Origin of the sequence: Rhodopseudomonas julia, assembly GCF_030813515.1 — a bacterium.
GTDB lineage: Bacteria > Pseudomonadota > Alphaproteobacteria > Rhizobiales > Afifellaceae > Afifella > Afifella julia.
Window position 1 is genome coordinate 454,192 of the sequence record NZ_JAUSUK010000002.1, and the last position, 19,016, is coordinate 473,207.

General features: G+C 64.4%; 18 protein-coding genes. 11 read left to right on the forward strand and 7 right to left on the reverse strand.

Going from position 1 to position 19,016, the window contains the following annotated elements; genetic code table 11:
* Window positions 1-24 precede the first annotated feature (24 nt).
* From J2R99_RS11280 to J2R99_RS11300, 5 genes are all read left to right on the forward strand, one after another.
* Window positions 25-867: a fumarylacetoacetate hydrolase family protein gene (locus J2R99_RS11280; RefSeq protein WP_307154580.1), complete on the forward strand. Its 843-nt coding sequence runs from the start codon at window positions 25-27 to the stop codon at window positions 865-867.
* A gap of 214 nt (window positions 868-1,081) precedes the next feature.
* The gene (locus J2R99_RS11285; protein ID WP_307154581.1) at window positions 1,082-2,068 is read left to right on the forward strand and encodes a tripartite tricarboxylate transporter substrate binding protein; all 987 of its coding nucleotides are present in this window, start codon (window positions 1,082-1,084) and stop codon (window positions 2,066-2,068) included.
* Window positions 2,069-2,116: 48 nt separating this feature from the next.
* Complete coding sequence (locus J2R99_RS11290; RefSeq protein WP_307154582.1) at window positions 2,117-2,590, forward strand: tripartite tricarboxylate transporter TctB family protein; 474 nt, start codon at window positions 2,117-2,119, stop codon at window positions 2,588-2,590.
* Window positions 2,591-2,595: 5 nt separating this feature from the next.
* Window positions 2,596-4,116: a tripartite tricarboxylate transporter permease gene (locus J2R99_RS11295; RefSeq protein WP_307154583.1), complete on the forward strand. Its 1,521-nt coding sequence runs from the start codon at window positions 2,596-2,598 to the stop codon at window positions 4,114-4,116.
* 31 nt (window positions 4,117-4,147) lie between these two features.
* Window positions 4,148-5,089, forward strand: a complete 942-nt coding sequence (locus J2R99_RS11300; protein WP_307154584.1) for a 2-hydroxyacid dehydrogenase — start codon at window positions 4,148-4,150, stop codon at window positions 5,087-5,089.
* A gap of 270 nt (window positions 5,090-5,359) precedes the next feature.
* Here J2R99_RS11300 and J2R99_RS11305 read toward each other — a convergent pair whose 3' ends face one another.
* From J2R99_RS11305 to J2R99_RS11335, 7 genes are all read right to left on the reverse strand, one after another.
* Window positions 5,360-5,560: a hypothetical protein gene (locus J2R99_RS11305; protein ID WP_307154585.1), complete on the reverse strand. Its 201-nt coding sequence runs from the start codon at window positions 5,558-5,560 to the stop codon at window positions 5,360-5,362.
* Window positions 5,561-5,791: 231 nt separating this feature from the next.
* Window positions 5,792-6,508, reverse strand: coding sequence for an aspartate/glutamate racemase family protein (locus J2R99_RS11310; protein WP_307154586.1), 717 nt, complete (start codon window positions 6,506-6,508; stop codon window positions 5,792-5,794).
* Between the two features lie 34 nt (window positions 6,509-6,542).
* Complete coding sequence (locus tag J2R99_RS11315) at window positions 6,543-7,442, reverse strand: carbohydrate ABC transporter permease (protein ID WP_370872352.1); 900 nt, start codon at window positions 7,440-7,442, stop codon at window positions 6,543-6,545.
* 11 nt (window positions 7,443-7,453) lie between these two features.
* Window positions 7,454-8,383, reverse strand: a complete 930-nt coding sequence (locus J2R99_RS11320; protein ID WP_307154587.1) for a carbohydrate ABC transporter permease — start codon at window positions 8,381-8,383, stop codon at window positions 7,454-7,456.
* A gap of 118 nt (window positions 8,384-8,501) precedes the next feature.
* Window positions 8,502-9,818: an ABC transporter substrate-binding protein gene (locus J2R99_RS11325; RefSeq protein WP_307154588.1), complete on the reverse strand. Its 1,317-nt coding sequence runs from the start codon at window positions 9,816-9,818 to the stop codon at window positions 8,502-8,504.
* Window positions 9,819-9,953: 135 nt separating this feature from the next.
* Window positions 9,954-11,018: an ABC transporter ATP-binding protein gene (locus J2R99_RS11330; RefSeq protein ID WP_307154589.1), complete on the reverse strand. Its 1,065-nt coding sequence runs from the start codon at window positions 11,016-11,018 to the stop codon at window positions 9,954-9,956.
* A gap of 244 nt (window positions 11,019-11,262) precedes the next feature.
* The gene (locus J2R99_RS11335; RefSeq protein ID WP_307154590.1) at window positions 11,263-12,348 is read right to left on the reverse strand and encodes a S1C family serine protease; all 1,086 of its coding nucleotides are present in this window, start codon (window positions 12,346-12,348) and stop codon (window positions 11,263-11,265) included.
* A 216-nt stretch (window positions 12,349-12,564) separates the two neighbouring features.
* Between J2R99_RS11335 and modA the strand changes: the two genes are divergently transcribed.
* The 6 genes from modA (at window position 12,565) to J2R99_RS11365 (ending at window position 18,885) form a co-directional block, all read left to right on the forward strand.
* The gene (gene modA, locus J2R99_RS11340; protein WP_307154591.1) at window positions 12,565-13,341 is read left to right on the forward strand and encodes a molybdate ABC transporter substrate-binding protein; all 777 of its coding nucleotides are present in this window, start codon (window positions 12,565-12,567) and stop codon (window positions 13,339-13,341) included.
* Window positions 13,338-14,132, forward strand: a complete 795-nt coding sequence (locus J2R99_RS11345; protein ID WP_307154592.1) for an ABC transporter permease — start codon at window positions 13,338-13,340, stop codon at window positions 14,130-14,132. Before modA ends, J2R99_RS11345 begins: the two co-directional genes overlap by 4 nt.
* Window positions 14,129-15,721, forward strand: a complete 1,593-nt coding sequence (gene modD / locus J2R99_RS11350; RefSeq protein WP_307154593.1) for a ModD protein — start codon at window positions 14,129-14,131, stop codon at window positions 15,719-15,721. The genes J2R99_RS11345 and modD overlap by 4 nt, the downstream gene beginning before the upstream one ends.
* A 137-nt stretch (window positions 15,722-15,858) precedes the next feature.
* A complete protein-coding gene (locus tag J2R99_RS11355; RefSeq protein ID WP_307154594.1) occupies window positions 15,859-16,878 on the forward strand; it encodes an NAD(P)H-binding protein in 1,020 nt (339 codons plus the stop codon).
* 144 nt (window positions 16,879-17,022) lie between these two features.
* Entirely contained in the window at window positions 17,023-18,309 is a 1,287-nt protein-coding gene (locus J2R99_RS11360) for a glycosyltransferase (RefSeq protein ID WP_307154595.1), read from the forward strand.
* A 258-nt stretch (window positions 18,310-18,567) separates the two neighbouring features.
* Window positions 18,568-18,885 (forward strand): DMT family transporter, encoded by a 318-nt coding sequence (locus J2R99_RS11365; RefSeq protein ID WP_307154596.1) that lies wholly within the window; start codon window positions 18,568-18,570, stop codon window positions 18,883-18,885.
* Window positions 18,886-19,016: the final 131 nt, after the last annotated feature.

A 19,016-nucleotide genomic window follows, 5' to 3' on the forward strand; every position in this document is an offset into this window, starting at 1 on the left:
GACGAAAATCCCAGAAAGGATGCCATGAAGCTCGTTCGCTACGGCCCTGCCGGCCAGGAAAAGCCCGGCCTCATCGATGACGAGGGCGCGCTGCGCGATCTGTCCGGCGAGGTCGACGACATCGCCGGGGAGGTGATCTCCGATGCCGGGCTCGAGAGGCTTCGTGCACTCGATCCCACCTCGCTGCCGAAGGTTGCGGGCAATCCCCGTTTCGGCCCCTGCGTCGGCCATGTCTCGAAGATCCTGTGCATCGGCCTCAATTATTCTGACCATGCGGCGGAGACGGGCGCCGAGCCACCGAGCGAGCCGATCATCTTCGCCAAGGCATTGTCGGCGCTCTGCGGGCCCAATGACGACGTGGAGATGCCGCGCGGCTCCAAGGCGCTCGACTGGGAGGTGGAGCTTGCCGTCATCATCGGCAAGCGCGCCAAATACGTGTCCGAAGACGAGGCGATGCAGCATGTGGCGGGCTTCGCCATCATGAACGACGTCTCCGAACGCGACTTCCAGACGAAGCGCTCCGGCCAGTGGACGAAGGGCAAGAGCCACGACACGTTCGGCCCGCTCGGACCGTGGCTCGTCACACGCGATGCCGTTGCCGATCCGCACAATCTCGACATGCATCTCGACGTCAACGGCGAGCGGCGCCAGAGCGGCAACACCAACACGCTCATCTTCAACGTGCCGCATGTCGTCTCGTATCTGTCGCAGTTCATGACGCTGATGCCGGGCGACGTCATTTCCACCGGCACGCCGCCGGGCGTGGGCATGGGCATGAAGCCGCCCGTCTATCTGAAGGTCGGCGACGTGATGGAGCTGGCGATCGAGGGGCTCGGCACGCAGCGGCAGACAGTCGTCGCCGCCTGAGGTTGAGATCCGCTGGCCGGTGCAGCCCTGTGCTGCGCCGGCGCCTCAAAAAAGCGTTCCGGTGCTTGCCGACGCCACAATGTATACGTTGACATCTTCGGTCGACGCAGGAGATAGTCTCTCCGTGAACAAAAAGAGCTGCGCATGACGCAGCCGGGCAGAGCCTCCGCAGAAGAGGCCTGCCGCGAACAGACATCGCGCACCGGGAGGACATATGCGCAAAAGAACCTTTCTCGCCGCCGCCGCGGCGCTTCTCGCCACAGCCGTGTTCGGCGCTCCTGCCGCCCTTGCGCAATCCGATTATCCGGATCGTCCGATCCAGATGATCGTGCCTTGGGGTGCGGGCGGCGGTACGGATGCCGTCGGACGCATCTTCGCTTCGATCCTGCAGGAAGAGCTCGGCGTGCCGGTCAACGTCGTCAACCGCACCGGCGGGTCGGGTGTCGTCGGCCACAGCGCCATCGCGATGGCCAAGCCGGACGGCTACACGATCGGCATCGTGACCATCGAGATCGACATGATGCATTGGCAGGGGCTGACGGATCTCACCTACAAGGACTTCGATTTCCTGGCGATGGTGAATGCCGATCCGGGTGGCGTCATGGTGTCGGCCGATTCCGATTACGAGACGGCGCAGGATCTTCTCGACGCGATCAAGTCCGAGCCGAAGGGGTCTTTGAAGGCCTCCGGCACCGGGCAGGGCGGCATCTGGCATCTCGGCCTTCTCGGCTGGATGTTGTCGGAAGATTTGCCGCCCGATCAGATCACCTGGGTGCCGAGCCAGGGTTCGGCCGCGGGCATCACCGATATGGTGGCGGGCGGCGTCGACCTCGTTCCCTCGTCGCTTGCCGAAGGCCGCTCGATGATCGAGGCCGGCAAGGTGCGCCCGCTCGCTTCGATGTCGGAGGAGCGCCAGGAGATGTTCCCGGACGTGCCGACGCTGAAAGAGGCGGTCGGTTCGGACTGGACGCTTGCGGTGTGGCGCACGGTTGCGGCGCCGAAGGGGCTGCCGGACGACGTGAAGGCGAAACTCGCGGGGGCCGTCGAGAAGGCCTACAACAGCGAAGAATACACGAAGTTCATGGCCGATCGCGGGTTCGGCATGCGCTGGGCAGGGCCGGAAGAGGCGACTGAGATCGTCGGTTCCGACGATGAGAGCCTTGGGCGCGTCATGAAAGAGGCCGGGCTCGCGGCCGAATAAGGGCGATCGGCGGCGCCTGCGGGCGCCGCCATCTGCCGGGACCCTGCGATGAAATTCAACGATTTCGTGCTCGGCGTGCTGGTGCTGATCGGTGCCGCCGCGATCCTCGTTTCGGCGAGGAACTTCTCTCCCATTCCGGGCCAGGCCTATGGGGCCGAAACCATGCCGAACGCCATCGGCATCGTGGCGGCGGGGCTCGGCATCTTCATGATGGCGAAGAGCGCGCTCGCGGGCTTTCCGGGGCGGGCGGTGGCGCTCGCCGATTGGGTGCGCTCGCCGGGATCGCTTGTCGGGGTGGCGACGGCCTTGGCGCTGATCGGCGTCTATATCGTCTTTTCCGAGCGCGTCGGCTTCGTGCCGATCGCCTTCCTCATTCTCCTCGTCTTCATGCTGACCTTGCGCACGCGGATCATCGTCGCCGTGCCGGTGGCGATCTTCGCCACGATCCTGGTGCAGCAGACCTTCGGGCGGCTTCTCCTGGTGCCGCTGCCGCGCAACGACTTTCTTTCCTTTCTGTGGTGATGGCGATGGATGTTCTCGCGCAGGCCGCAGGCCTCGTCTTTCAGCCCTATGTGCTTCTCGTCATCTTTGCCTCCGCCTGTTTCGGGCTTTTCGTCGGTGCGATCCCGGGGCTGACGGCGACGATGGCGACGGCGCTTCTGGTGCCGATCACCTTCTTCATGGACCCGGTGCCGGCGATCGCTGCGATCGTGACGGCAACCGCGATGGCGATTTTCGCCGGCGACATTCCGGGCGCGCTCTTGCGTATGCCAGGCACGCCGGCAAGTGCGGCCTATGTCGAAGACGCCTATCGGATGACGCAGGACGGCCGCGGCGACGAGGCCCTCGGCGCCGTCCTCGTGTTCTCCTCGATCGGCGGCATCTTCGGCACGATCGTGCTCGTCACGACGGCGCCCACACTCGCCGAAATCGCGCTCAAATTCTCCTCGTTCGAGTATTTCTGGCTGGTGCTTTTGGGGCTCTCCTGCGCCATCTTCGTGTCGCCGAGCTCCGTCACGCGCGGCATGATCGCGCTTCTGATCGGGCTTTTTGCGGCGACGATCGGCATCGACAATCCGGCCGGGCAGCCGCGCTACACTTTTGGCAATGTCGAGCTTTTGGCCGGCGTGCAGTTCATCCCGGCGATGATCGGGCTCTTTGCCGTGTCGGAGGTTCTGCGCTCGATCGTCTATTCGAAGGAGCGTCCACGCGTCGATCGCTCCGGCAAGCACACCGTCTTCAAGCGGCAATGGACCAATATCCGCCGCTATCCGATCCAGATGCTGCGCGGCAGCGCGACGGGTACGGCGATCGGCGCGTTGCCGGGGGCGGGTGCGGATATCGCGGCCTGGATTTCCTACGCCGTCTCCAAGCAGTTCTCACGGCAGAAGGAGAAATTCGGACGCGGCCATGTGGAGGGGCTGGTGGAAGCCGGGGCCTCCAACAACGGCGCCGTCTCGGGCGCCTGGATCCCGGCGCTCGTCTTCGGCATTCCGGGCGATTCCATCACCGCGATCGTGATCGGCGTCCTCTACGTCAAAGGCATGAATCCGGGCCCGACCGTGTTCATCAACGATCCGCAGCTGATCTATGCGGTGTTCATGGTGTTCTTTCTGGCAAACATCATCATGCTGCCGCTCGGCTGGGTGGCGATCAAAGGCGCCTCGACGCTGTTGTCGATCCCGAACCGGGTGTTGATGCCGGTCATTCTCCTGTTTTGCATCGTCGGCTCTTTCGCCATCAACAATTCCGTCTTCGGCGTTCTCCTGATGCTGATCTTCGGCGTGCTCGGCTTCATCATGGAAGAGAACGACATTCCGATCGCACCGGCGATCCTCGGCCTCGTCCTCGGGCCGATGCTGGAACAGAATTTCATCACCTCGATGATCAAGGCCGACGGCAGCTTCCTCGCCTTCTTCGAGCGGCCGATCGCGGCTGGGCTCGGCATCTTTACGATCGTGGTCTGGTCGATCCCGATCATCCTCTATCTGCGACGGCGATGGGCGGGCTCCGAGGCCTCCCCCAAGGAGGATCTCCCGCAAGGATGAGGATCGCCCCTGAAAACGAATGGAAGATGTCATGACGCGACCCGAGCTTTTGATGGTCGGCCCTCTCGCCGACGCCGTGACTGCCGAGATCGAGAAGGATTTCACCGTCCACCGCTATTTTGCGGCGGACGACAAGGACGCCCTTCTGGCCGAGGTGGGCGAGGGGGTTCGCTTCGTTGCGACGGGCGGGCACCATGGCTGTTCGGCGAAGATCATCGAGGCGCTGCCGAAGCTCGAAATCATTTCCTCCTTCGGTGTCGGCTATGACGCCGTCGATGTGGAGGCGGCGAAGCGGGCGGGGGTGCACGTGACGAACACGCCCGACGTTCTCAACGATTGCGTGGCGGAGATGACGGTGGGGCTGATGATTGCGCTCGCCCATCGGCTGCCGCAGACCGACCGTTATGTGCGCGAGGGGCGCTGGCCGGGCGGCGATTTTCCGCTGACCGACGAACTCCGCGGGGCGCGCGCCGGCATTCTCGGCCTCGGGCGCATCGGCAAGGAGATTGCGAGGCGCCTGCAGGTGTTCAAGATGGAGGTCGTCTATCACGGCCGCCACAAGCAGGCGCACGAGCCCTATCCTTACTTTGCCGATCTCACCGAGATGGCGAAGGCCTGCGACTGGCTGGTGGTGATCGCGCCGGGCTCCAAAGAGACGCAAGGCATCGTCAGCCGCGGCGTGATGGAGGCGCTCGGGCCGAAGGGTATGCTCGTCAATATGGCGCGCGGTTCGCTCGTCGACGAGCCGGCGATGATCGAGCTCCTGCAATCGGGCGGGCTCGGCGGTGCGGCGCTCGACGTCTTTGCCGACGAGCCGAATGTGCCGGACGAATTGAAGGCGCTCGACAATGTCGTCTTGTCACCGCACCAGGGCAGTGCCACGCACAAGACGCGGGCGGCGATGGGGCAGATGGTGGTCGACAATCTGCGTGCGCATCTCAGGGGCGAGCCGCTTCTGAGCTCCGTCGCCTGAGGCGGCCGGGGAGGTTCGGGCGGCGGTCTCCGGGGTGACGAACGGCCCCGCCGGTCTCCGTTGAACTTTCGGACGCGACGAGGTTCGGGCCCACGACGCATTTGGGTCCACAACGCATTCGGGCCCACGACGCAAAAGGGCGGCATGCATGCCGCCCCGTCGTCCTCAGGCTGTCATCGTCAGACTATTCCGTCAGCCCTTTGAAGGAGGCGCAGCGCCAAGCTGCGCCCCGTTGCGCGTCCTAAGCCGCGCCATGCGCGTTTCGCAAAATCAGGCCGCCAGGCCCTCCTTTGCGAAATGGCCGCACCAATCGCTCTCTTTCACGACCGGCCAAAGCCCAACGGCATCCGCCACGGGCTGCGTGACGGGCGGGTTGAACCGGCAGAGACCTGCATCTTTGATCTCGTGGTCGTCGTTGGCGTGGTGATCTTCAAAGAAAGCGCAGCTGCTGCATACGGGTTTGTCAGCCATGGCTCTCTCCTTTGCTTTCGGGTTTCAGATGGCTTTTTCCGAAACCAACAAGTGTATTATAAGAGCATCGTCTAACTTATTCAAGAACTGTCTTTTGTAGTTATTCAAAGGGGTGGTTGTATTCGACTGAAGTGTAGGTGTTTTTTGTCATCTGTCGCTGAATTAAATTATATCTTGCTCAGCGAGCGCTCCGCGTTTGGCCGCCTCGCCAGTTGCCGGCCCTTTGCCTTTTCAGGGGCTCCCATCGGGCTCGGCTCGATCCAATGCCAATGCGACAGCCGCCCGACAATGAAGTTCCGTCGTGGAAAAGGCTGGTAGCGGCGATTCCTCTGGTGCGAGAAGAAGCGGGATTTCGGTGCATGCAAGCGCAACGCAATCGGCACCGCGCGCTGCGAGATCTCGAATGATCTTCTGGTATCTGGCGCGGGTCGTATCCAGGAATCGGTTGTGTACCAGTTCGTCATAGATGCTGTCGTGGATGTCGCGTTTCTCATCCTCGTTCGGCCTGATCGTCTGAAGGCCATTGCGTGTAAAGATCTCAGGGTAGAAGTCCTCCTCCATCGTCTTGCGCACGCCGAGAATGGCCACCTTTCGCAAGTCTTTCGCCTTTATCGCTTCGGCTGTGACCTGGGCGATGTGCAGGAAGGGAATGTCGAGAAGCGGTTCAATCGCGGGAACGAAACGATGAACGTCGTTACAGGTGATGACGATGAAGTCCGCTCCGGCCGCTTGCAGGGCGCGGGCGGCGTTTTCGATCTGCCTGCAGGCCGAGACTTCGTCCTGGCGGTCGATTACCGCCTCGACGTATTCCTGCCGATTGACGCTCTCCAGCACAATCCTGGCAGAGGTCACGCCGCCTTCAATGGCCTGCATAATCTCGTTGACGCGTCTGTAATATTCGACGGTTGAAACCCAGCTCAGCCCGCCGATCATCCCGATCTTCTTCATGTGTCGTCCGTTGTTTGCGGAACGTGACCGCCGCCTATTCCTTCACGGCGCCGGTCATCGACGAGACGTAATAATCGACGAAGAAGGAATAGAGAATGACGACCGGCAGCGAGCCCAGAAGGGCGCCGGACATCAGCGCTCCCCATTCGTAGATATCGCCGCGCACGAGCTCGGTGAGGACGCCGACCGGCACCGTCTTGTTCTCCGAGGAGGAGATGAAGGTGAGGGCGTAGATGAACTCGTTCCACGACAGCGTGAAGGCAAAAATGCCGGCTGAGATGAGGCCGGGGACGGCGAGCGGCAGGACCACCTTCGTCAGGATCTGGAAGCGCGAGGCGCCGTCGACGAGGGCGCTTTCCTCAAGCTCGAAGGGGATGGTGCGGAAATAGCCCATCAAAAGCCAGGTGCAGAACGGGATGAGGAAGGTCGGATAGGTGAGGATGAGCGCGAGCCTGGAATCGAAGATGCCGACCTGGAAGACGATGAAGGCGAGCGGAATGAAGAGGATCGACGGCGGCACCAGATAGGCGAGGAAGATGAGGAGCCCGGTGGTGCGCGCCCCGGTGAAGCGGATGCGCTCGATCGCATAGGCGGCGAGCACGGAGGCGAAGAGCGATAGGAAGGTGGAAGCGAAGGCAACGAGCATCGTGTTCCACAGCCAGCCCGGATAGGACGTCTCGAAGAGCAGGTAGCGGATATGGTCGAGCGTCGGCTCGACCACCCAGAAGGGGCTGTAGCGGTCGTAATTGGTGAGCTGATGATCCGGTTTGATGGCCGTGATCGCCATCCAATAGAACGGGAAGAGCAGCACGAAGATGAAGACGGCGAGCGGCAGATAGACGACGAGTATGCGCCGCGTCACCGTGTTGAACTGGTCCATGCCCTCGGTGTCGTCGCGGGTGCCGGCTGTCGGGCTGAGGTTTTTCTTTGCCATGGTGGGTTTCCTCAGTCGTTGCCCTGCTGCCAGCGGCGGCGCTGCAGCCCGAAGAACGAGAACAAGATTGCGGCGAGCAGGAAGGGGATCATGGCGACCGCGATCGCCGCGCCTTCGCCGAGCTGGCCGCCGGGAATGGCGCGCTGGAAGGAGAGGGTGGCCATGAGATGGGTGGCGTTGACCGGGCCACCGCGCGTCAGGACGTAGATGAGCTGGAAATCGGTGAAGGTGAAGAGCACCGAAAAGGTCATGACGACGGCGATGATCGGGGTGAGAAGCGGCAAGGTCACCTTGGTGAAGCGCTGCCAGGAGGTGGCGCCGTCGAGCGCTGCCGCCTCGTTCAGGGATTGCGGGATCGTCTGCAGGCCGGCGAGAAGCGAGATCGCCACGAAGGGAATGCCGCGCCAGACATTGGCGGCGATCACCGAGGCGCGGGCATGGTTCGGCTGGCCGAGGAAGTTGATCGGCGCATCGATCAGCCCCCATTGCATCAAGACCCAGGAGATAATCGAGAACTGGCTGTCGTAGATCCACCAGAAGGCCAGCGCGGACAAAACCGTCGGCACCACCCAGGGGAGAAGGATGATCGCCCGGAAGAAGGTCTTGAAAGGCAGATGCTCGTTCAAGATGAGGGCGAGCCAGAGGCCGAGGCCGAATTTCAGGACCGAGGCGACGACGGTGTAGAGAATGGTGTTGTAGACCGACAGCCAGAAGATCGGGTCGTCGAAGAGCCAGATATAGTTCTCAAGGCCGATGAATTCGCCGGTGCGGCCGATGCGCGTGTCGGTGAAGCCGAGCCAGACGCCGAGACCGAGCGGATAGGTCAGGAAGCACAGAAGGAAGACGGCCGCCGGCAGCATGAAAAGAAGCCCGAGGCCGTTGCGGCTCTCCAGGAACCTTGCCAGGAGCGGGCGGCGTGGGGTCAGCGGCACATCCGTCATTGTGAGCCTGTCTCATCTGGTGGTCGGCGCGGCGGCCTAAGGGCGCGCGCTCACTGTCTGAGGGGGCTTTGAGATAACGGGCGCCGGCCGAAGCCGACGCCCGGCTCCCCCCGTTAACTCAGCTGTAGTAGCGCTTGGCGCGACGTTCCGCGTTCGCCATGGCGTCTTCGGGCGAGCGCTGGCCAGTGACGGCCTCGGCGAACATGTCGACGAGGACGTAATCGGCCATGACGCCGGCAGAGGCCGGTCCGAGCGGACCGGCATAGCCGTTCGGCCGCAGGCTTTCAGACGCGCGCGAATAGGGCTCGTGCACCGGGTTCGACGTCCACACCGGATTGTCGGCGAATTCTTTGAGGGCCTGACAGCAATAGGCGCTGGCGCCTTCGATCCAGGCGTTCATCTTGTCCGACTGGTACATGAACTCCAGATAGGCTTTGGCCGCCTGCGGATATTTGCAGTGCTTGAAGATCGACAAGGTCGAGGTCTGGTGCAGCTCCACCGATTTTCCGACCGGGCCGACCGGCAGGTTCACCGTGCGGATGTCCTCGGCGATCTCCTTCATCGCCGGGTCCTTGGCGGCGGCGTAATAAAGCGAGACGCCGTTTGCCGTCAGCGAGATCTGCTCGGCGAGGAAGGCGCGGTTGTTGTTGATGTCGAGCCAGCTTTCCGTGCCCGGAATGAAGGTCTCGTAGAGCGCCTTGGCGTATTCGATCGCAGCCTTCGTCTCGGGGCTGTCGATCGTCACCTTGCTGTTTTCGTCGACCATCATGCCGCCATGGCTCCACAGGAGCCAATGGGCGTAATTGTTGCCGTCGCCGACGGCCTTGCCGTGCGGGAAGCCGGCGGGCGTGCCGTTCGCCTTCAGCGCCTTGCAGAGTTCCAGGAAGCCGTCCGTATCCTTCGGGAATTCGGAGAAACCGGCTTTCTCCATGTGGCTCTGGCGGTAGCAGACGGCGTTGCCGATGGCGCAGAGCGGCACGGCGATGAAGCTGTCGTCCTGGCGGGCATAGCCTTCGAGGCCTTCGTACCAGCCGCCATGCGCCTCGCCGAGCTTGGTGGCGAGATCGGTCACGTCGACGAGCTTGTCGGGATACTGGAAAGGATCGTCGAACCAGCTCATCACCATGTCCGGGCCCGAGCCGACATTGGCGGCAACCGCAGCTTTCGGACGGACATCCTCCCAGCTTTCCTGGTCGATGCGCACCTCGACGCCCGTCGCCTCGGTGAAGGCCTTGGTGTTGGCGTTCCAGGCCTCTTCCTCGCCGGTGACGAAGGGAACCCAGCGCAGGAGGCGAAGCGAGGCGCCTTCTTCCGGCTGGAAGCTCAGGGATGACGATTGGGCAAACGCCCGGCGGGCGCCCGGGACGCCGGAAAAGGCGGCGCCGGCAGCAAGGCTCGCCGTGCCGCTCAGAAAGGTTCTGCGATCGATTGGCATTGTCGGTTTCCTCCACGTTGCGGGATGTTTTTTGATGCGCTTCTTGCGGCTCCCGCGACCGCAGCGACGAGGGCTTTCTGCCCTTCTGGCCGGCCTTCGGGCCGGAGATCTCACCCATTCACATCTCAGGAGCTCTCAGACGGAGAGCCGGTCGCCCTCCCTGGCATCGAAGAGATGGACGGAACCGGCGTCGATGGTGACTTTCAATTCGTCGCCCGGGCCCGCCGAGATGCGCTCGCGGAAGACGCAGACGACCTCCGTCTCGCCGAGGAAGGCGACGACATGGGTCTCCGAGCCCGTCGGTTCGACCACTTCCACGCGGAGCGTGGTGTCGCCGCCGAGCTGAAAGTGCTCCGGACGAACGCCGTAGATCATCTCGCGCCCGGGTTCCGCATTGCCGGGCTCTGCGATCGGCAGGCGCTGACCGTCGCCGGTGACGAAGATATTGCGGTCGTTCGCGTCGAGGGTGCCCGTCACCATGTTCATCGCCGGCGAGCCGATGAAGCCCGCGACGAAGAGGTTTTCCGGCCGGTCGTAGAGATCTAGCGGTGCACCGACCTGCGCGACGATGCCGTCATGCATGACGACGATCTTGTCGGCCATGGTCATCGCCTCGATCTGGTCGTGGGTGACGTAGACGGTGGTGGTCTTCAGGCGCTGGTGGAGGTTCTTGATCTCCGTGCGCATGGAGACGCGCAATTTGGCGTCGAGGTTCGACAAGGGTTCGTCGAAGAGGAAGACCTGTGGCTTGCGCACAATGGCGCGGCCCATGGCGACGCGCTGGCGCTGGCCGCCGGAGAGCTGGCGCGGATAGCGGTCGAGGAGATGGGAGAGACCGAGCATTTCGGCCGCAGGCGAGACGAGGCTCTCGATCTCCTTCTTGGAGACGCCCTTGAGCTTCAAGGAGAAGCCCATGTTCTCCGCCACCGTGATGTGGGGGTAGAGCGCGTAGTTCTGGAACACCATGGCGATGTCGCGCTCTTTGGGCGGCAGCGCGTTCACGACGCGATCGCCGATTAAAATCTCGCCGGCGGTGATGTGTTCCAGACCTGCCAGCATGCGCAGGAGTGTGGACTTTCCGCAGCCCGAAGGGCCGACGAGCACGACGAACTGGCCTTCCTCGATGTCGATCGAGACGCCGTGCAACACTTCCACCGATCCGAACGCCTTGCGGACGTCGCGGAACGTCACCGATGCCATACGTTTCCTCGCCTTGGATTATTAATGTATTCGTTATGGCTATAGTGGCGGCTCTTCCGGCGCTGTGCAACCGTTTCCTGTTTGATGAGGAAAACGATCAAAAAACCTTGGAAATGCTGGAAGATGACGCCGCGGAAGCGGGCGGCAGAACGCTTCTGGCGCTCTGTGAGGGTCCACGTATACGCACTTTGTGCGATGTCTTCCGGGCGTGGCGGGGCGCTGCGAGGGATGTTGTGGCGGAGCGCTATTGCTGGCCGATATCGACCACGTCGACGGTGACGTCGCGGGTGCGGCCGTCGCGTTCGAGCGTGAGCTCGACATTGCCGCCGACGCCTGCCGCTTCGAGTTTTTGAGTGAGGCCGGTGAGGCCGCGGACGTCCTCGCCGTCGATGCCGACGATGACGTCGCCGATGGTGCCGCGGTACTGGTTGAGGCCTTCGATGCCGGCCCGGTCGGCGGGCGAGCCCGGCACGATTCCGGCGATGACGACGCCCGATATGCCGAGATGGGCGGCGATCGATTCATCCGCCGCCAGAATGCCGATGCCGGGTGTCGGCACGCGCCCCGAGGAGATGAGGGAGGGGACGACGCGGTTCGCCACATCGACGGGAATGGCGAAGCCGATGCCGGCATTGGCGCCGGATGGGGAGAATATCGCCGTGTTGATGCCGATGAGCCGGCCGGCGGAATCGAGCAGGGGGCCGCCGGAATTGCCGGGATTGATCGCCGCATCGGTCTGGATGACGTCGGCGATCTCACGGCCGCCGCTCGTCGGCAGGCGGCGCTTCAGGGCGGAGATGATGCCCATCGTCAAGGACTGGTCGAGGCCGAAGGGATTGCCGATCGCATAGGCGGTCTGGCCGACCTTCAAATCGTCGGTGGTGCCGAGCGGCACCGGCGGCGGCAGGCGGGTGCGCGGGGCAAGGCGGAGGACGGCGAGATCGTAATTGGGGGCGCGGCCGACGAGGGTGGCCGACACCACCTCGTCATCGGCAAGACGCACGGAAAGGGCCACTGCGTTTTCGACCACATGGTTGTTGGTGACGATGTGGCCGGCCTCGTCCCAGACGAAGCCGGTGCCCGATTGCAGGCCGTTGCTCTGGCCGAAACTCGCTCCCCGCGGGCGCGCCACCACCTGGACGACGGAGGGGGCGATCTCCTCGAAAACGGAGACGCTGGAACGCTCGAAATCGGAAAGCTCGGCGCGCGGTGCGATCGGACGCGGCGCGGTCGCCGAGAAGAGAAGGCGGTCGACATAGGGTTGCAGCAAGAGAAGGGCGAGAAGAACGACGAGAAGCGCCAGAAGGGCGCGGGTGCGGGTTTCGTTCACGTCCAATCTCCGGGCGGCCTTTCCAGATGATTGGCACCGGCTTTTCGGGGAGGCAACCGCGCAGGCGCGGATTTAACGGACGGAATCGCCGTGCGCGCCGGCAAAGGCGCCGGGACATCGCTTTCCCGGATACGACGAAGGGTGGTCTTGCGTTATCGCTGTATAGTTGAACTATATATCGGAGAATTTCTCATCGAGCGGGGGGGCAGCTGAGAAATGGCGAAGAGACATTTTCTGCCAGGAGTGGCGCTGGTTCTGGCACTGGTTCTGGTGCTCGTGGCGCCGCGGGCCATGGCCGACGAGCTTCATGTCTATGCCGGCGCCGGGCTGCGCCAGCCGGTGAGTGCGATCGCCGATCTGTTCAAGGCGGAGACCGGCACGAATGTCGTCATCGAATTCGGCGGCTCCGGCCAGATCATGGCGCGCTACGCGGAGGCGGGCGAAGGCGACGTCTTCGTTCCGGGCTCGACCTTCTACAGCGACAAGCTCGAGGCAAAGGGGCTCGTGCGGTCGATGCGGCTTCTCGTCGAGCATGGGCCGGTGCTGGCGGTGACGAAGGCGAAGGCGGGCGAGATCACAACGTTCTCCGATCTAGCCAAGCCGGGCGTCCGCCTCGGGCTCGGCGATCCGGAGGCGATGGCGCTGGGGCGTACGGCGGAAGACATTCTCAAAGCCTCCGGCATGGCAGAGAAAATCCTGCCGAACGTCACCGTGCGGGCGGCGACAGTGAAACAGCTCGCCCTTTACGTGTTCGACGGCGATGTCGATGCGGCGATCATCGCGGCGAGCGACGCGGCGATGAACCCGGACAAGGTCACTGTCGTTGCGATCCCGAAGGAATGGTACACGGTCGAGATCGTGCCGGTGGTGGTTCTGACGACCGCCAAGGAGCCCGACGCGGCCGAGGCCTTTGCGGAGAAACTCGCCTCCGACGAAGGGCGCGCGGTGTGGAAGCGCTTCGGCTTCACGCCGGTCGCAAGCGACGGCGAATGAGCGGGCGGGCGCCACGGCTGCCCATCCCGCTCGATGTGCTGCTTGCGGTTCCGCTTCTCATCATTGCCGCTGCAATCGGGCTCGTCATTCTCGGGCTCGGGGCAAGGCTCACGCCGCACGAACTGTTTCGGGCGCTGAGCGAAGCGGAGACGCTGTTTGCGCTGCGCCTGTCGTTTTCGACGTCGCTGATCTCGCTTGCTCTTTCGCTTCTTCTCGGTGTGCCGGCCGCCTATCTTCTGGCGCGGCGGCGGTTCCGGGGCATGGCGCTCGTCGACACGCTTCTCGACCTGCCGCTCGTCATGCCGCCGCTCGTTGCCGGGCTCGGGCTCCTCTTCGTCATCGGGCGCTCCTCGCCGCTGCCGCCGCTTGCGGAAATCGGGGCGGTGTTCCTGTTCTCGCCGGCCGGCATGGTGCTCGCCCAGACCTTTATTGCAACGACCATCATCGTCCGGAGTGCGAAAGCGGCGTTCGAGGCGGTGGATCCCGGCTATCGCGACGTCGCCGGGACGCTCGGTCTCACACCCGCGCGCGTCTTCTTCGCCATCGATCTGCCGCTGGCCGCTGGCGGCATCGTCTCCGGTGCCATTCTCGCCTGGGCGCGGGCGCTCGGCGAATTCGGCGCGACGCTGATGGTCGCCGGCGCGACGCGCTTTCGCACCGAAACCTTGCCGATGGCGATCTATCTCAACATGGCGACGGGCGAGGTTGAGGTGGCGGTCGCCTGTGCGCTGGTGCTGCTTGTGACCGCTTTCGCACTGCTTCTCATGATGCGCGGGCTGAAACGGGCATGACGGGCGGGCTTACCCTCGAAGGCGTACGCAACGGCATTCTGCACGACGTCGATTGCCGGATCGAACGCGGCGCCTTCGTCACGCTGATCGGGCCGTCGGGGGCCGGGAAATCCACGCTTTTGAAGGCGATCGCCGGGCTCGTGCGCCATGCCGGCCAGATCCTGTGGGGCGGGGCGGCGATCGAGAGAGCGGCGCCGCATGAGCGGGCGATCGGCTATGTGCCGCAGGATCTCTGCCTCTTCCCGCATCGCAGCGTCGCCGGCAACCTTCTGCTCGCCCTGGAGCGGCAGCGGCTCGATCCGGCGGCGCGGCAGGCGCGGATCGCGAAACTCCTGGAACAGTTGCGGATCGGCCATCTCGCCAAGCGGCGCCCAACACGGATCAGCGGAGGCGAGAAGCAGCGCGTGGCGCTTGCCCGTGCTTTGATAGGTGCGCCGTCGCTTCTCCTTCTCGACGAGCCGTTCAGCAGCCTCGACGATCAGACGCGCCGGCATCTGCAAGGCGAGGTGAAGCGGCTCCACGACGAGTTCGGCCTGACGACGCTCATGGTCACGCACGACCTCGATGAAGCCTTCGCGCTCGGCGACGAGGTGCTGGCGATGCACGAGGGGAGGCTGAAGGCCGCAGCGCGTCCGGCTTCCCTCGAAGATGTTCGTGGCGATCATGGCGGGTGCGGGCTCGTGCTGCCGGGAAAGAGGCTCCCGACGGTTTCGCCTGCAGTGCCTCTCCCCAGTCAGAAGGAATCCCACATGCCTGATCTTTCCGATGCCGATCTCAACCGGCTTGTCGCGCAGGATGCGCCTTATGGGGACCTCACCACGCAGGCGCTTCAGATCGGCGGGAAGGCCGGGCGCATGAGCTTTGCCGCCCGGGATAAGATGGTTCTGTGCGGGTCGGAAGAGGCGGCGCGGATGATCCGGTGCGCGGGCGGCGAGATCGCTTCGGCGTTGCCGAGCGGCTCGAAGATCGCGGCGGGGACGGTGTTCTTGAGTGCGGTCGGGCCGGCCGCAGCGCTGCACAAGGCCTGGAAGGTGTCGCAGACGCTCGTCGAATACGCCTCCGGCATCGCCACGCGCGCCAACCGGATCGTCGAGGCGGCGCGGGCGGAGGCGCCGGAGATCGTCGTCGCCTGCACGCGCAAGAATTTTCCCGGCACCAAGGAGATTTCCATCAAGGCGGTGATGGCCGGCGGGGCCGGCATCCACCGGCTCGGACTGTCGGAAACGATCCTGGTCTTTCCGGAGCATCGCGTGTTTCTGGGCGACGATATGGCGGGGTGGATGACGGCGCTGAAGCGGCGGGCGCCGGAGAAGAAGATCGTGGTGGAGAGCGATGACCTCGACGAGGCCGAGGCGCTCGCGAAGGCCGGGGCCGATGTCATCCAGCTGGAAAAGCTCGAGCCAGAGGCGGTTGCGGAGATGATGCGGCGGGTGGCCAGCCTGACGCCGCGGCCGGTGGTGGCGATGGCCGGAGGCGTCAACGAGGCGAATGCGGCGCGCTATGCGGCGACGGGCTGCGACGTGCTGGTGACGTCTGCACCCTATTTCGGCCGGCCGAGCGACGTGAAGGTCACGATCGAACGCGGGTGAGGGTGTTCTGGCGGTCGCGTCCAGCGCCGTGGCAGGTCCGCAGCGAGGTCTTGTCCCATTGCGTTCAGTCGGTTCGGTCCGCTAGCTGACGCGATGCACGACTTTCTTTGCGCCATGCCAGTCCTGCGGGCGAAGCGATGACGGATCCACAGAATGCGAGCGATCTGAGGCCCAAACGCATCCTCGTTCTGGGCGCGACTGGCACGATCGGTCGTGCCACGGCGAGGGCGCTCGTTGCCCGCGGCCATGAGGTCGTCTGCTTCGTGCGGCCGAAAGCCGGTGTCGGCGGGGCGCTGACGCCGGAGGGGACGGCGAAGCTTCTGGAGGGGGCAAAACTGCGCTTCGGCGAGGTGACTGACCCGGCTTCGCTCAGACGCGACGGGTTTTCCGGCGAGCCTTTCGACGTTCTCGTCTCCTGCCTTGCCTCGCGCACCGGCGGAGAAAAAGACGCCTGGGCGATCGATTATCAGGCGCATTCCGACGCCCTTGCCGCGGCGCGGGCGGCGGGTGTGAGCCAGATGGTGCTTCTGTCGGCGATCTGCGTGCAGAAACCGCTTCTCGCCTTCCAGCAGGCGAAACTCGCCTTCGAGAAGGAATTGATCGCGTCGGGGCTCACCTATTCGATCGTGCGGCCGACGGCCTTCTTCAAATCGCTCGCCGGCCAGATCGACCGGCTGCGCGCCGGAAAGCCCTATCTTCTCTTCGGCGACGGGCGGCTGACGGCGTGCAAGCCGATCAGCGACGACGATCTCGGGCGCTATCTCGCCGAATGCGTGGATGACGACAACCGCCACGACAAGATCCTGCCGATCGGCGGGCCGGGCGATGCGGTGACGCCGATCGAACAGGGGGAAAGGCTGTTTCAGCTTCTGGGTAAGGAGCCGAAATTCAAGCATGTGCCGGTGGCGCTGATGGATGCGATCATCGCCGGGCTGAGCGGGCTTGGCAGGTTCTCGCCGAAGCTGCGCGCCAAGGCGGAGCTCGCCCGGATCGGGCGCTATTACGCGACGGAATCGATGCTGCTCCTCAATCCCGAGACCGGGCGCTACGACGCGGCGGCGACGCCGTCCTACGGCACCGAAACGCTGTTCGATTTCTATGCGCGGCTCGTCACAGGCGAAGCGCGCGTGGAACGCGGCGACCACGCAGTGTTTTGACGGCCAGTCCGGCTTTTTTCCGCTTCCCCGGCAGGCGGGCTTTGCCGCCACGCTTTACAGGCGCTCGGCGATGACGGAACGATCGTCGCGATGAGATGCGCGCACGAGACCGATCGCTTTGCGGAAAGCCCATAGGAGACGCACATGAAAGTGCTCATCCTCACCTATGGATCGCGCGGCGATGTCGAGCCCTATGTGGCGCTGGGCCTCGGGCTCGAGGCGCATGGCCATGACGTCGTGCTGGCGACGAGCCGGCGGTTTCAGGGCTTCGTCGAGGCGCATGGATTGCGCTTCGGGCCGCTCAGCGACGCGCTTCTTGCGATCCTCGACACCGATCAGGGCAAGGCGCTGTTGGAGAAGGGCGGCGGCCTCTTTCAGGTCGTCAAAAGCAGCCTCGAGATGTGGCGGCAGCTGAAGCCCTTGCAGCAGGCGCTGATACAGGAATGCTGGGAGGTTGCCCGGGCGTTTGATCCCGAGATCATCGTCTATCATTCGAAAGCGGCCGCTGCGCCCTCGATCGCCGACAAGCTCGGCTGCGCCTGCGTGCTCGCGACGCCCGTGCCGATGCATGTGCCAACGCGGGCTTTCCGCTTCGCGATTCTGCCGCGACTGCCCCTGGGGGGCTGGGTCAACAAGGCGAGCTACGGGCTCACCAATGGCGTCGTGAAAAGGGTTTTCGGGCCTCTCATCCAGGATTTCAGGGGCTCGCTCGATCTGCCTGCGATCAAGAGCTACGAGCCGCTGACGCGAAGCGACGGGAGCGATATCCCGGTGCTGCACGGCTTCAGCGAGGTGGTGCTGCCGCGCCCCGAGGACTGGCCCGAGAGCGCCCATGTCACCGGCTATTGGTTTCTGCCCGACGACGCCGATTGGACGCCGCCCGATGCGCTTGCCGCATTTCTCGCGGCCGGCCGGCCGCCCGTCTATGTCGGCTTCGGCTCGATGTCGGTGCGGCAGCCGGAGACGCTCGCCCGGCTCTCGGTGGAGGCTTTGGTCGCCGCCGGCGTGCGAGGCATTCTGGCGAGCGGCTGGGGGGCGTTGAAGGCCGAGGACTTGCCGGAGAATGTGCTCCTCATCAAGGAGGCGCCGCATTCCTGGCTGTTTCCCAAAATGGCGGCGATCGTGCATCACGGCGGTGCGGGAACGACGGCCGCCGCGCTTCGAGCCGGAAAGCCGTCGCTCGTCGTGCCGTTTTTTGGCGATCAGCCGTTCTGGGGCGCGCGGGTGCATGCGATCGGCGCAGGCCCGAAACCGATCCCAAGAGGAAAGCTCACCGCGGGGCGGCTTGCGGCGGCCCTTCGCGTGATGACGCAATCGCAGGAGATGCGGGAGAGGGCGGCGGAGATTGGGGCGCTGATCTCCAACGAGGACGGTGTGGCGGTGGCGCGGGGGCTCATCGAGAGCGCGGGGGCCGGGCCCGCTCGCCGGTAAGTTCGGGGGGATTTTCGCACGAGGTCTTGGCGGAGGCGGTGGCGGGAGATAGATCCCGCGTCAAAAGGAGGACGACCTCCCCCCAGCCTGGTTTGGCCCCAGCCTGGTTTGGCCCCAGCTTGGGATGCCCCAGCTCGGGCTGCCCCAGCTCGGGCTGCCCCAGCTCGGGCTGCCCCAGCTCGGGTTGCCCAAGCTCGGGTCGCCCATTTCGGGCTGCAATGTCCAGGACGGCCTGGCCCATCAATCGTGGAGGGGCTCGTGCCTTGGATCTATCTCGTCGTCGCCGGTATTCTCGAAGTCATCTGGGCCTTTGCGATGAAGCAGTCGTATGGCTTCAGTCGGCTCATTCCGTCACTCATTACGGTGATCGCCATGGCGGCGAGCCTGTGGCTTTTGGCGGTCGCCATGCGCAGCATCCCGCTCGGCACCGCCTACACGATCTGGACCGGCATCGGAGCGATGGGCGCCTTCGTCGTCGGGATCGTCTTTCTGGGTGAGCCGGTGAATGCGGCGAGGATTTTGGCCGCGCTCCTGATCGTTTCGGGGCTCGTGCTGATGCGGGTCGCAAGCGCTTGAGGTTTCCGTTCTGCCGGAGTGTGGACCCGGCGCCGTTCCGATGAGGCAGCGGTCGCGGGTTCGGCGCAAAAAAACGGGGCGGATCAATCGGTTCGGAGCCGACCTGCGACATTCTGCGTCTTTGCGATCAC

What these genes read in the sequence shown, in the direction of transcription:
- J2R99_RS11280 (WP_307154580.1), top strand. Translation starts at nt 25, where the DNA reads ATGAAGCTCGTTCGCTACGGCCCTGCCGGCCAGGAAAAGCCCGGCCTC.
- J2R99_RS11285 (WP_307154581.1), top strand. Translation starts at nt 1,082, where the DNA reads ATGCGCAAAAGAACCTTTCTCGCCGCCGCCGCGGCGCTTCTCGCCACA.
- J2R99_RS11290 (WP_307154582.1), top strand. Translation starts at nt 2,117, where the DNA reads ATGAAATTCAACGATTTCGTGCTCGGCGTGCTGGTGCTGATCGGTGCC.
- J2R99_RS11295 (WP_307154583.1), top strand. Translation starts at nt 2,596, where the DNA reads ATGGATGTTCTCGCGCAGGCCGCAGGCCTCGTCTTTCAGCCCTATGTG.
- J2R99_RS11300 (WP_307154584.1), top strand. Translation starts at nt 4,148, where the DNA reads ATGACGCGACCCGAGCTTTTGATGGTCGGCCCTCTCGCCGACGCCGTG.
- J2R99_RS11305 (WP_307154585.1), bottom strand. Translation starts at nt 5,560, where the DNA reads ATGGCTGACAAACCCGTATGCAGCAGCTGCGCTTTCTTTGAAGATCAC.
- J2R99_RS11310 (WP_307154586.1), bottom strand. Translation starts at nt 6,508, where the DNA reads ATGAAGAAGATCGGGATGATCGGCGGGCTGAGCTGGGTTTCAACCGTC.
- J2R99_RS11315 (WP_370872352.1), bottom strand. Translation starts at nt 7,442, where the DNA reads ATGGCAAAGAAAAACCTCAGCCCGACAGCCGGCACCCGCGACGACACC.
- J2R99_RS11320 (WP_307154587.1), bottom strand. Translation starts at nt 8,383, where the DNA reads ATGACGGATGTGCCGCTGACCCCACGCCGCCCGCTCCTGGCAAGGTTC.
- J2R99_RS11325 (WP_307154588.1), bottom strand. Translation starts at nt 9,818, where the DNA reads ATGCCAATCGATCGCAGAACCTTTCTGAGCGGCACGGCGAGCCTTGCT.
- J2R99_RS11330 (WP_307154589.1), bottom strand. Translation starts at nt 11,018, where the DNA reads ATGGCATCGGTGACGTTCCGCGACGTCCGCAAGGCGTTCGGATCGGTG.
- modA (WP_307154591.1), top strand. Translation starts at nt 12,565, where the DNA reads ATGGCGAAGAGACATTTTCTGCCAGGAGTGGCGCTGGTTCTGGCACTG.
- J2R99_RS11345 (WP_307154592.1), top strand. Translation starts at nt 13,338, where the DNA reads ATGAGCGGGCGGGCGCCACGGCTGCCCATCCCGCTCGATGTGCTGCTT.
- modD (WP_307154593.1), top strand. Translation starts at nt 14,129, where the DNA reads ATGACGGGCGGGCTTACCCTCGAAGGCGTACGCAACGGCATTCTGCAC.
- J2R99_RS11355 (WP_307154594.1), top strand. Translation starts at nt 15,859, where the DNA reads ATGACGGATCCACAGAATGCGAGCGATCTGAGGCCCAAACGCATCCTC.
- J2R99_RS11360 (WP_307154595.1), top strand. Translation starts at nt 17,023, where the DNA reads ATGAAAGTGCTCATCCTCACCTATGGATCGCGCGGCGATGTCGAGCCC.